This window comes from Alteromonas aestuariivivens, from assembly GCF_003367475.1.
GTDB classification, from domain to species: Bacteria; Pseudomonadota; Gammaproteobacteria; order Enterobacterales; family Alteromonadaceae; genus Alteromonas; species Alteromonas aestuariivivens.
Genome location: NZ_QRHA01000002.1, coordinates 269468 through 281375 on the forward strand (window position 1 = coordinate 269468; position 11908 = coordinate 281375).

Below are 11908 nucleotides of genomic sequence, written 5' to 3' on the forward strand. Positions count from 1 at the left end.
CTCACCTCTGTAACTAGAGACTCTGGTTGGCTGAAGTTACAGTGAAATTATCAACTTTGACAGGCACGTTGAATCTGGCGTTTGATTCAAGTTCAAATTGCAAAGAAGAGATTTCCTGCACTTTGGCTTTTGCTACAACATTACTGTAACCGACGGAAGTTCCGTCTTCCTTGGTCACTGATATTTCATACTTTTCAGTGTAAGAGTTGGCAGGGTTCACAATTATTCTGATGTTGTACCATTGATCAGAATTCATGTGGGAATTAGGTATTGCCTGATCACCATTTACAGTGCGGTTTTGCAGTTCACTACTGCTTTTATCGTTATTGCATAACTCAATTTCGATACCAGAATTTTTGTCTCCATCGGTTAATTTCGCTACCAACGTTGATCTGCCAATGCAGCGAGACTCTAAGTTAATATCGAAGCTGATTACTGTTGCTGAATCAACAGACACCGGAAGAAACTCGTAGGTGAACCCATTTTCCCCTTGTCCTGCAATAAATGTGAGTTGATCTGGTAGGGCATTGCTTTTTCTTGGAAATGGAGACTGAGAGTTTGCCAGCTCAACAGAACTGCGCCCAGCGCTGTTCGTTTTCCTTGGCCAGCTTAGGTACTGTTGGTTTTGCACTTCAGCGTGGCGAAGACTGCTCATACCCCAATAAGTAAGGTCCAACACATCCTCTGCATCATGGATATTGATCGACGTTTTACCTACCATCTCCTGAATCACTTTATTGTCCCTAAGTATTCTGAATACAGGTCTCCCTTCCTGGAGCGGGATTTTAAAACTTGTCATGCCTGCATCGGCATATTGCTCATAGGTTGTACCATCAATTTCTATTGCTAACGTTGCTGGAGTTGTGAGAAATGCCAGCAGTTCAATTTCATTTCTTGGGGCTTCACCATTTACAACATTTACCGAATCGGACTGAACGTAACCTGACAATGGCGTGTCTGTGCTGTGCTCCCGATAGAAAGCGTACATTGCATCACGCTTTATTTCTGGCTGTTGCTGATTTTTAAACCAATCAATGTAGTAGGCAGTTAGGTCATAAAAGGCGTATCCAGTTTGTGTACTGGGAGTGATTTGTGTGGATTCAGAGTAATCGTTCCATGTGATAACCTGTACCCAATCAGCACCGCCGTTTATGGCGCTTTCCCACAGCGTTCTGTAGGCTTCACTATTACCGGCTTCAGTAAAATTAGATCTTTTAGGGCGGGCATCCTGCGGAGCCACTGGCGCCATCCACCAAACACCTTCGTCGTGGGCCTGGCCAGCATCGTCAAGCAGATTCAATGCGCCGGAAGGAGTTCTCAAGCCCCAGTCAGACACGCCAATCACATATTCCTGAAAGGCTTCTGGTTCTTGTTGTTTGAACTGTTGCAGATCTGAAACCCAACCTTGGTAAAGAGGCATAAGAGCGACATTAATACCTTCTGCCTTTAGTTGATCGAGAGTTTGTTTCCACCAGGTCGGGCTGAAATTTTCCGCCAAATAAGGTGCTACAACCAATCTCCCATCTTTCAGACGAAACGCGGCAGGACTCTTTGATAGTTCTCTGATAGTCGGGATAAACGCTTCCGGTTCTTTGTTGGGATGAAACTGCGCATTCATGTCGGGCATGATCACAATTTTGAAGTTGCCTAACTTTTCTGCCGCTTCAACAATCCTCATGGCCCGAGTCCAGGTGCCTCCGGTATTGCTTAGTATATTAACGGTAAAACCATCCAAACCGATTGCTGCAGCTTGTCTTACTTCGAATTCTGCATCAGCAGTGCCCCATTCAGTACCACTGACGTTGTAAGGTACACGCGCTATCGGGCGTTCTCTGAGAAGGCCACCCTTATTCAGAAATTTACTGTTTTCGCCATAAGGATTCAGGTAGTGCAGATCATAGTAATCTTCACCAGGGGACATATTGTTCATCATCTGTGAATAAGCGGGAAAATAGTGGGCGAACACTAATCTGGACTCTTTTTGTGCTCCGCTTGAATCACTAACAGGGTCAAAGCTCAGGAAGGAAGAAATGCTGGATTCGGCTGCTGAACTGAAGCTCAGGGGCAGCGTAGAGAATAACGCTGATAGTAAAGTTCTTTTTACTAAACTACACATATTAGTAACCTCAAAAGAATGCGATAACGTATGGTTCTTTATATCTGATGAAAAGAGAGGTCATTAAAGTGCTTTTAAATCGGGTTTTAAATCTCGTTCCGTATACGCGTGTATAACTTGGCGTATGTGGGATACCTAACATTCTTCGCATAATCAAAGAGGTATGCTACTGCGAGTCATCGTGAATTTTTCTCACCATGCAGATGTTGTTAGATATTCATAATTAACTGAGGCTTTTTGATAGTTATGGATGTTGAGCAAAGCTGTTTGAACGGTGGTTGAAGGTCGTCGACGAAGTGACACTCTGAATTCCAAACCACAAATTTGAGGTTGGCAGCCACCGCTTTTTGCTTCCGGGGCTATACTCAGAGCTTACTGGTTTTCAAGGAGCGAGGCAGTGTTATGAGTACCTTTTTCAAATACATCATACTGGCATTGTTAGCATGCTTGCTTGGTGCTATCGCCTATCTTTGGGTGGCCGATTTTAGTGAGTTAAAGCCATTTATAGAAAAGAAAGTCAGCGAAGCAACCGGACGGGAGTTTCATATTGACGGTGAGTTTTCACTCAGTGTTCTGCCTACGCCTACTTTAATGGTGGAGAACGTACGTTTGGCAGGCCCTGAGTGGAGTGAAAAGTCGCAAATGTTGGAAGTAGATAGTCTTTATGCTCAGGTGGGTTTGTGGTCATTGTTGTTTCAACCCATAGAAGTAAATGACTTTTCGTTGTCCGGTGTCAATGTTGTGGTCGAAACCAACGCAGATGGTCAGCTTAACTGGCAAATGGGGGAAGCGCAGCCTGAGCCGGATGAACCAGAAGCGGAGCGCGGCGAGTTTCCGTTAAATGTTCACCGCGCCAGCCTGAACGATATTCGGGTTTCTTATCTTGCCGAGGGCGAACTGAAGCAGGAATTTGTGCTTTCATCGCTGGATGTGGATGAACAGGAAGATCACAATACAGTATTACTGGCCGCTATGCTGGGCGACATATCGTTGTCAGCAGAAGGAAATGCCAACCGGGAGATGGCTGCATTTACAGCATTAGCGGGCGATGCTGAGATCAGTTCTGAGCTTCAGTACCCTGATAAGTCTGTTGCATTCAGTCTGAACGTACAGTCCCTTGCCAGGGTGGGGGAGTTGGTCGAACTGTCTGGTTTACCTGATGAAACACTGGTTTTGAAGGGGGAGCTGGAACTTGACGGTAGCCTTGTCACTTTGAAACAGTGGGTTGTCAGCTTAGCTGATGTAGAGGTGCTTCTTGACGGGCAGCTTAATGGTGAGGACAGCACTGTGGCATTGTCTACCCGCATTACCGCAGATTCACTGGGCCTGATAGCTCCAGAATTGCCCAAGGTCCGCTTTTCCGCGCAGTCAGAGATAGCCATGGGGCCTGATACTCTGGAGTTAAAGCCATTCAGCCTGTCGCTCGAAGACAGTAAGCTGAACGGTTTTGCCGTAATACGAAGTGGGGATACTCCCACAATTCAGGTTGAAGCCAGTTCAGAGCTGTTCGACTTATCACCCTTGGCGCCTGAATCACAGCAAGGCGAAGTGTCGCAACAGAGCGAATTGCCGAAGGGGGCTGAGCAGAGTGAGGAGGAAGCAGACTCTGAAACGCAAAATTCTGAGTGGGTATTCGATGAAAAGCCGCTGCCTTTTGAAATGCTGCGAAAATTGGATATGGATATCAAAATTGACATCGCCAGGTTGGTAACGCCCAATGCCCAGCTTAATAATGTGGCATTTAGTTCCCGGCTGGATAATGGGGTCCTTGATTTCAAAACCGACTTCGAAGGCCAGTATTCCGGGCAATACCATACCCAATTGGGGTTAAACGCCCAATCGGACAATGCCCAGTTCACCCTGGATACCAGTGTTACGGATTTCAAGCTGGCGGCTCTGTCCGGAGCCGACGTGCCCGAAGATCAAATTCCGCTTACGGCACTTGATATGTCCCTGACTTCGAATGGCTCCTCGCCCAGGCAACTGGCATCAGGGCTCAATGGCAGAGTGGCCTTAACACAAGGCGCCGGGAAAGTGAGCAATAAACTAATTGGAAAACTTTCCGGCGATATCCTGGCTCAACTTTTCAGTGCATTAAATCCCTTTGCCGAGGAAGAGGAATTTACCAATTGGGAGTGCAGTGTTTTTGCGCTGGATTTTGAAGCGGGGGTGGGGGAGATCAGTGGATTTTTGTTTCAAAGCGAGAAGTTGATGGTTGTTGGCGGAGGCGAACTGGATCTTAATGATGAAAGCATTGATATTGAGTTCAACACCAAACCCAGGAAAGGGGTTGGAGTTAGTGCAGATATGTTCGTTACACCTTTTGTGAAACTGTCAGGGTCCCTATCAGAGCCCAGTGTTGGCCTGAATCAGAAAGGCGTGCTCCTTAGTGGAGGAGCTGCGATTCTGACCGGTGGCCTGTCGTTTCTTTATACCGGGCTGATGGACCGTGCAACCGCTGAAGGCGGGCGTTGTGAAGAGGCGATGCAGGGGTTGCACACTCCTCCTGGGCAGGAACAAATTCAAAGCAACGAATAAAGGTGGCAATCTGCCAGCCAATTTTTGGTTCGGCTAGCGTGGTGAGGCAGAAAAACCGGGAGTCGCTGTGCGAAGTTTGGCGACTCCTTTTAACCAGTCACTGCAATCCCAGCCCAGTGACTTCTCGAGCAAATGAATATCAGGGGCATAAAGGTGCGCCAGATACTCCCGCTCTCTGTCGGTGATATTGGACTGATAAGGCCTGGAATGCACATTTTTAACCTGTGCCGTTACTTGCGGTGTGATGCCAAGGAAATCACTCACTAACGACAGGGTTTGATTGGGGGATTCACGCAAATCTTCGTTTTTTATTACCAGCACCTGTTGTTTTGGGAAATACCGCCATAAATGTTGTATTTGTTGAGCGTAAAAGCCTCGGTCTACATAGGAATAAATTCGGTGTTGACGCGGCTGGGCCTCAGCGCAACGTTCTTTTTCCCGGGTGATCGCTTCCCAGAAAGGCAGGGATTCGCGTTTACGGGCGCATTCCATATTCCAGTGAGAATACGCCCTGTCAATTGGGTTTCGAAGTACTATCAATAGCTTCATGTCGGGGTTGTAGCGCTGTATGCGTTTGGCTGCCGGGGCCCAATACATATAAATGGGGGTGGATTCACCTAAAATCATATGACCTGGCTTTGGGCTGAACCAGCTGTGATATCTGGCGTAATTTGGGCGCCCGTGGCAAAACCATGCGTCGCGATCAAAAAAATGAAGTTCTTTTTTTGCAGCCATGCAAATTTGCGGATGCTCTCTCAGATAAGCATCGAGGGCCGAAGTCCCGCCTTTTTGTGTGCCGGCGATTACAAAATTGACGGTGTAGGGGAAGGGAAGAAATTCCTTTAGCTTACGTTTCACATGCCAAAGCAGTCTGGCCATTAGGCGGGACCTCCTGAGTTTGAATGGGCTGGCATAATTTGCGCTAACGTCCATTTGGCGCCGAGGTGGGGTTTATTCAGTGTAGTCTTTGTTGTTTGAGTTTGCACACAGGGCGGCTCAAACTTTGGGTGTATGAGCGAAGATGGCTTCCTGAGTCCAAAAAATTGAATCTTTTTGCACAGCTGACTTGCGTAATTGCAGGATCCTACATAGCGTTAAAGTACCCGTTGGAATCAAAAACCGCCCCACAGTGCAACGCACCGACTCTCCCCCAACCATTATTGATCTGGAAGCCAGCGGATTTGGCGCAGCCAGCTATCCCATTGAAATTGGTGTGGCTCGCTCTGACGGGGCGAGGTTTTGCCGGTTGATACGCCCTTACGATGACTGGACCCATTGGGATACTGACGCCGAGGCATTGCACGGCCTCTCCCGTCAGCATCTGTGTAAGTATGGGCTGCCGGGTGAAGAAGTCTGCCGCGAATTAAATTCATTTTTAGGGCGTCAAACTGCCTATTCCGACGGCTGGGTGGTGGATTACCCCTGGATGCTCAAGCTTTTTGCCGCGTCTCGTGTAAACATGACGTTTCGTTTCAGTGCATTGGAATATGTGCTGACAGAAGCTCAGATGACTCACTGGAAATCGGTCAAAAGTGAGATTTGTGCCCAACTTCCGGGGCATCGGCATCGCGCAAGCATTGACGCTGAGCTGATTCAGCAAACCTTTATACGGACAGCCAGCGTACAACCGGTTCATCGGAGCGGGCAAAGATCCTCTATTTAAGGAAACTGGCCCCGGGGTTAGAAAAAGTAATGCACGCCAAGTAAAAGCGCATTGATGTCAGTTTCTCCTACCTCGCGGTATTTGTATTCAACAGCCATTTTCAGGCTTTCCGCGTCACCAAATTGCCACCCAAAGCTTGCAGCTACTCCGGCATTGCTGGGCAGGTATATCCAGTCAGTTTGCGGGGAATACGAGCTGTCGCTGGTTTGTAAACTGGCGAAAATGCGTTGCGGTAATCTGAGCGACAGTTGTCTGCTGGCCGAGAGGGTTACAGAGCGGACAAGTGTGAAGTCATCAATGGAATCAACCCACAGCGTTGATTGAAGCGGATTCATTTCATCATACTGCACATCAAACGACCATTTTGACAATGCAGAGCTTTGAAAGGAGAACTCCACTTCGTAAGAGCTTTGGGGGCTGAGAAACGGGTACGAATAATAGTCGCTGGCGATCGTTTCGCTCGCGCCAGCCTGCAGGCTAAGCAATAAGGCCGGTAAAGCAATACACAGAGCATTGAATCGGTGCATGGCGGCAGTTCCATTGTCGTAAAAGTTAAGTTACCGCAACAGGGGTTTTATTTTTCAGTGTAGATGGCAACGACAGACTTGGAAATGCACTTAGCAAATTTTTTATATTTAAATGATGTCTGTTCAGGAATCGGGGGGCGAAGGGGAAGAGGGCGTGAGCACAATACTAGCCGTTGTCCGCCAAATGTTTGCCGGACAACGGAGTCGTTCTTTGTAGTCGGTTAAACGGATGCGCGAAGCGCTTCAGCTTTATCGGTGGCTTCCCACGGAAATTCATTGCGGCCAAAGTGACCGTAAGCTGCCGTTGCACGGTAGATGGGCCGCTCCAAATCCAGCATCTGAATAAGGCCGTACGGGCGCAGGTCAAAATGTTCTCTGACTAATGCAACCAAGGTCTTTTCATCCACGATGCCGGTGCCGAACGTCTCAATGCTGATGGAAGTGGGCTCTGCCACACCAATGGCATAAGAAACCTGGATCTCACAGCGTTTGGCCAGCCCTGCTGCAACAATGTTCTTTGCAACATAGCGCCCAGCGTAAGCCGCAGAACGGTCTACCTTGGACGGATCTTTTCCAGAGAATGCGCCGCCGCCGTGTCGTGCCATACCACCGTAGGTGTCTACAATGATTTTACGGCCGGTCAGGCCGCAATCACCCATCGGGCCACCAATTACAAAACGCCCGGTGGGATTAATGTGGAATCGGGTTTCGGGCTTGAGCCACTCAGCAGGAAGCACCGGTTTAATGATTTCTTCCATTACCGCTTCGCGTACTGTTTGAGTCGAGACGCTGTCACAATGCTGGGTAGAAAGTACCACGGCATCGATGCCCACGGGCACGTCATTTTCATAAATAAACGTGACCTGGCTTTTGGCATCAGGACGCAACCATTCGAGCTGCCCGGATTTCCTTACTTCGGCCTGCTTCTGCACCAGACGGTGGGCATAAGTGACAGGAGCAGGCATTAGCACATCGGTTTCGTCACTGGCGTAACCGAACATCAAACCCTGATCACCGGCACCCTGTTCTTCCGGAGTCTGGCGATCAACGCCCTGATTGATATCGGGTGATTGCTTGCCAATGGCATTTAAAACCGCACAGGAGTCGGCATCAAAACCCATATCGGAGTGGGTGTAACCGATATCGCGCACGGTTTTGCGGGTCAGTTCCTCGATGTCTACCCAGGCTGAGGTGGTGATCTCTCCGCCTACCAGCACCATGCCGGTTTTAACGAAGGTTTCACAGGCTACCCTCGCGCGGGAGTCCTGCTCAAGGATTGCATCCAGTACTGCATCAGAAATTTGGTCGGCAATTTTGTCCGGATGGCCCTCAGAGACGGATTCGGACGTGAATAAATGAGTTGCCATAAATGCTCCGTAACGGTTGGTCATTCAGGATTTGCGATATTGTACCCGATCCCTATTTAAATACCAGTCTTTACTTCTGGACGTCTAAAAGTCTATTTGTTGCGTAAAGTTGACAGGCTGTGTGCTACCAAGCCAACAGTATAGCAGTGTCGTATTTTCTCCGGGGGGAAAAGCTTAAGGCATTGAACTGCTGTGATTCATGGGTGAGAATAGCGCCAGTCATTAGGTTCATTCCGGAATTGCCGATGCTTAATCAGGTCGTCGGTATGATTCAATAGTATTCATTGTTCCGTTCTGGGTGTGCCTCAGTGTCAACTTTGTTCGGGCAGTGGCTGAAATTTCAAATTTTTTATTATTACTCTGGTCCACAGGCGGTATTGAATGGTCAGAATTGCCATTAACGGCTTTGGTCGCATTGGGCGCAATGTGCTGAGAGCCTTGTATGAAACAGGCCGTAATCGCCAGATACAGGTTGTTGCAATCAATGATATTGCCAAACCTGAAGGTATTGCGCACTTGCTGAAATATGATACAGCTCACGGGCGTTTTGCATTTGACGTAAATCTTGAAGGTAAAACACTCTGGGTTGCTGGCGATCCAATCGGATTGCTGGCTGAGCCGGAAGTAACGCGGTTGCCCTGGGAAGCGCTTGGTGTTGATATCGTACTTGAGTGCACTGGCGTTCATGATGATCGCCGTGCCGGAGAAATGCATTTGTCGGCCGGTGCCAAAAAGGTACTGTTTTCTCAGCCCGGCAGTCCGGACCTGGACAATACCATTATCTTTGGCAGCAATGAGCACACGCTTGCGCCGGAGCACCGGCTGGTTTCCAACGGTTCCTGTACGACAAACTGTATCGTGCCGGTGATCCAGGCACTGGATGCAGCGTTTGGCGTTCTCAGCGGTACCATTACGACTATTCATTCTTCTATGCATGACCAGCAGGTAATCGATGCTTATCATGAAGATTTGCGGCTTACCCGGGCGGCGAGTCAGTCAATTATTCCGGTTGATACCCGGCTTGCCAGGGGGATAGAGCGTATACTGCCCAAATTTGCCGGGAAGTTTGAAGCCATTGCGGTAAGGGTCCCTACCATCAATGTTACGGCAATGGATTTAAGCGTGACGCTTCAGACGCCGGTTACCATAGACAAAGTGAATGGGGCTCTCAAGCAGGCTCGCGAAGGACGACTGGCCGGTATACTGGGGTATACCGAAGAACCGCTGGTATCGGTGGATTTTAATCATGACCCCCATTCCTGCATCGTGGATGGGACCCAGACACGGGTCAGCCACGGCCAACTGGTGAAAACCTTGGTGTGGTGTGACAATGAATGGGGGTTTGCAAATCGCATGCTGGATACCACACTGGCGATGCACAAGATCGGTTAACAGAATACAGACAAGACTGAAAATAAGGTGAACTCTATGGCAATTCCAAGTATGAATGACTTTTCGTTGCAGGGGCTACGGGTGTTGATCCGTCAGGATCTCAACGTGCCGGTTAAAGACGGCAAAGTCACTTCAGACGCTCGTATAAAAGCATCTATTCCCACCATTAAAGCGGCGCTGGATGGAGGTGCTGCAGTAATGGTGATGTCACATCTGGGCCGCCCTACCGAAGGTGAGCCCGCGGAGGAGTTTTCTCTGCAACCAGTAGTGGATTACCTCAATGAGGCTTTGGGACTTCCGGTGAGGCTGGTTAAGGATTACCTCGATGGCGTTGAGGTTTCCCCCGGCGAGTTGGTGATACTGGAAAATGTGCGCTTCAATCCGGGTGAGAAGAAGGACGACGAAACCCTTGCAAAACAATATGCAGCATTGTGTGATTTGTTTGTAATGGATGCCTTCGGGACTGCCCACCGCGCCCAGGCGTCTACTCATGGTGTGGCGAAATTCGCGCCCAAGGCCTGTGCCGGCCCATTGCTGGCGGCGGAGTTGGAAGCGCTTGCCAAGGCGCTGGACAATCCTGCGCGGCCAATGGTAGCTATCGTTGGTGGCTCAAAGGTTTCCACCAAGCTAACGGTGCTGGATTCTCTTGCTGACAAAGTTGATCAGCTTATTGTTGGCGGAGGAATTGCCAACACCTTTATTGCCGCTCAGGGGCACGAAGTGGGCAAATCCCTGGTTGAGATGGATTTGGTTGAAGAGGCAAACCGGCTGATCAGCCAGGCGCAGGCCAACGGCGGTGATATACCAGTGCCTACGGATGTGGTAGTAGGTACAGAATTCTCGGAATCTACGCCGGCGACCTTAAAGGCCGTGAATGAAATCGGTGCTGAGGACATGGTTTTTGATATTGGCCCGGATTCGATTCAGGTGCTGGTGGAGATTCTTAAAAAGGCCGGCACCATCGTCTGGAATGGCCCTGTTGGCGTGTTTGAGTTTGAACAGTTCAGCGCCGGAACCAAGGCCATTGCTGAAGCGATTGCCAATAGCGATGCATTTTCGATTGCGGGCGGTGGAGACACACTGGCAGCGGTAGATAAATATCAAATCGCTGATAAAATTTCCTATATCTCCACCGGTGGCGGTGCTTTCCTGGAATTTCTGGAAGGTAAAGTGCTGCCGGCAGTTGCGGTACTGGAACAAAAAAATCAATAAAAACCAGGCCCAACGGCGGTTCCCCGGTTTTATCCGGGGCCCGCTCAGTTGATGAAACAGTGAAGTACATCAACCTAAAAAATACCCTACACCTGCCTTTCAGGCAGACTACAAAAAGGAGTGTTGCGAATGGCATCACAAACTCAGCAAGCTATGCTTGAAAAAATCACATCCGCTCCCGGATTTATCGCTGCCCTTGATCAAAGTGGTGGCAGTACTCCAAAGGCATTAAAACTTTACGGCATTGACGAGACGTCCTATCAAAATGATGGGGAAATGTTTGATTTGGTGCATGAAATGCGTACCCGCATCATTACCAGTGAGGTTTTCAATGGAGATCGCATCCTGGGTGCGATTCTGTTTGAAAATACATTGGACAGAGACATCGAAGGGCTCCCCACCTCTCAGTACCTATGGCAAAAAAAGCACATAGTACCTTTTCTCAAAGTAGATAAAGGCCTGGCGGATGAAGCTGATGGTGTGCAGCAAATGAAGCCCATAAGCGGGCTTGACGCGTTGCTTGAAAAGGCCAATCAGAAGGACGTTTTCGGTACAAAGATGCGGTCGGTGATCAAAATGGCCAATCCGCAGGGAATAAAGGCGGTGACTGAACAGCAGTTTGCCATTGGCCGGCAAATTCTGGCAGCAGGCCTTGTGCCTATTATTGAGCCAGAGGTTGACATTCACAGCCCGCAAAAAGCCGACGCGGAAGCTTTGTTGAAGCAGGAAATTCTTACTCAGCTAAACCTGCTGGATGACGATCAGCTGGTTATGCTCAAGCTGACGTTACCTTCGAAGGCTAACTTTTACCGTGAACTGATTGAACACCCGCGGGTAATCAAAGTGGTCGCCTTGTCAGGTGGCTATAGCCGCGAGGATGCGAATACCAAACTGGCAGAAAATAATGGAATGATTGCCAGTTTTTCCCGTGCACTGACAGAAGGTATTTCCGCTCAGCAGAGTCAGGCAGAGTTTGATGCTACTCTGCATGAAGCAATTGATGGAATATTCCGGGCCTCGGGTACCTGACCTGGCAGGAAAACCAACAGCACGGGCAGCAAAAACACTGTCCGTGCGGTTTAACAGGCTCGCT

At 49.0% G+C, this 11908-nt stretch carries 9 protein-coding genes; 5 read left to right on the top strand and 4 right to left on the bottom strand.

Going from position 1 to position 11908, the window contains the following annotated elements; translation table 11 throughout:
* Positions 1-13: 13 nt before the first annotated feature.
* The gene (locus DXV75_RS04015) at positions 14-2116 is read right to left on the bottom strand and encodes a glycoside hydrolase family 71 protein (RefSeq protein ID WP_115592094.1); all 2103 of its coding nucleotides are present in this window, start codon (positions 2114-2116) and stop codon (positions 14-16) included.
* Between the two features lie 402 nt (positions 2117-2518).
* On the opposite strand from DXV75_RS04015, the gene DXV75_RS04020 reads away from it, so the two are divergent.
* Positions 2519-4654: an AsmA family protein gene (locus tag DXV75_RS04020; protein ID WP_115592095.1), complete on the top strand. Its 2136-nt coding sequence runs from the start codon at positions 2519-2521 to the stop codon at positions 4652-4654.
* Between the two features lie 33 nt (positions 4655-4687).
* On the opposite strand, the gene DXV75_RS04025 is transcribed toward DXV75_RS04020, so the two are convergent.
* Positions 4688-5533 carry a sulfotransferase domain-containing protein gene (locus DXV75_RS04025; protein WP_115592096.1) on the bottom strand — a complete coding sequence of 282 codons (846 nt, stop codon included), beginning with the start codon at positions 5531-5533 and terminating at the stop codon, positions 4688-4690.
* Positions 5534-5783: 250 nt separating this feature from the next.
* Between DXV75_RS04025 and DXV75_RS04030 the strand changes: the two genes are divergently transcribed.
* Positions 5784-6317, top strand: coding sequence for a hypothetical protein (locus tag DXV75_RS04030; RefSeq protein ID WP_115592097.1), 534 nt, complete (start codon positions 5784-5786; stop codon positions 6315-6317).
* Between the two features lie 17 nt (positions 6318-6334).
* On the opposite strand, the gene DXV75_RS04035 is transcribed toward DXV75_RS04030, so the two are convergent.
* Together DXV75_RS04035 and metK are read right to left on the bottom strand one after the other, a co-directional pair.
* A complete protein-coding gene (locus DXV75_RS04035; RefSeq protein ID WP_115592098.1) occupies positions 6335-6844 on the bottom strand; it encodes a hypothetical protein in 510 nt (169 codons plus the stop codon).
* Between the two features lie 221 nt (positions 6845-7065).
* A complete protein-coding gene (gene metK, locus DXV75_RS04040; RefSeq protein WP_115592190.1) occupies positions 7066-8211 on the bottom strand; it encodes a methionine adenosyltransferase in 1146 nt (381 codons plus the stop codon).
* 381 nt (positions 8212-8592) lie between these two features.
* On the opposite strand from metK, the gene epd reads away from it, so the two are divergent.
* The 3 genes from epd (at position 8593) to DXV75_RS04055 (ending at position 11844) form a co-directional block, all read left to right on the top strand.
* A complete protein-coding gene (epd, locus tag DXV75_RS04045; protein WP_115592099.1) occupies positions 8593-9603 on the top strand; it encodes an erythrose-4-phosphate dehydrogenase in 1011 nt (336 codons plus the stop codon).
* A 36-nt stretch (positions 9604-9639) separates the two neighbouring features.
* Positions 9640-10815 (top strand): phosphoglycerate kinase, encoded by a 1176-nt coding sequence (locus DXV75_RS04050; RefSeq protein ID WP_115592100.1) that lies wholly within the window; start codon positions 9640-9642, stop codon positions 10813-10815.
* A gap of 129 nt (positions 10816-10944) precedes the next feature.
* The gene (locus tag DXV75_RS04055) at positions 10945-11844 is read left to right on the top strand and encodes a fructose bisphosphate aldolase (RefSeq protein ID WP_115592101.1); all 900 of its coding nucleotides are present in this window, start codon (positions 10945-10947) and stop codon (positions 11842-11844) included.
* Positions 11845-11908 lie beyond the last annotated feature (64 nt).

Bases quoted from the DNA above. Each gene is read 5' to 3' on its own strand.
- DXV75_RS04035 (WP_115592098.1), bottom strand. From the start codon at position 6,844: ATGCACCGATTCAATGCTCTGTGTATTGCTTTACCGGCCTTATTGCTT.
- DXV75_RS04055 (WP_115592101.1), top strand. From the start codon at position 10,945: ATGGCATCACAAACTCAGCAAGCTATGCTTGAAAAAATCACATCCGCT.
- DXV75_RS04015 (WP_115592094.1), bottom strand. From the start codon at position 2,116: ATGTGTAGTTTAGTAAAAAGAACTTTACTATCAGCGTTATTCTCTACG.
- epd (WP_115592099.1), top strand. From the start codon at position 8,593: ATGGTCAGAATTGCCATTAACGGCTTTGGTCGCATTGGGCGCAATGTG.
- DXV75_RS04020 (WP_115592095.1), top strand. From the start codon at position 2,519: ATGAGTACCTTTTTCAAATACATCATACTGGCATTGTTAGCATGCTTG.
- metK (WP_115592190.1), bottom strand. From the start codon at position 8,211: ATGGCAACTCATTTATTCACGTCCGAATCCGTCTCTGAGGGCCATCCG.
- DXV75_RS04025 (WP_115592096.1), bottom strand. From the start codon at position 5,533: ATGGCCAGACTGCTTTGGCATGTGAAACGTAAGCTAAAGGAATTTCTT.
- DXV75_RS04050 (WP_115592100.1), top strand. From the start codon at position 9,640: ATGGCAATTCCAAGTATGAATGACTTTTCGTTGCAGGGGCTACGGGTG.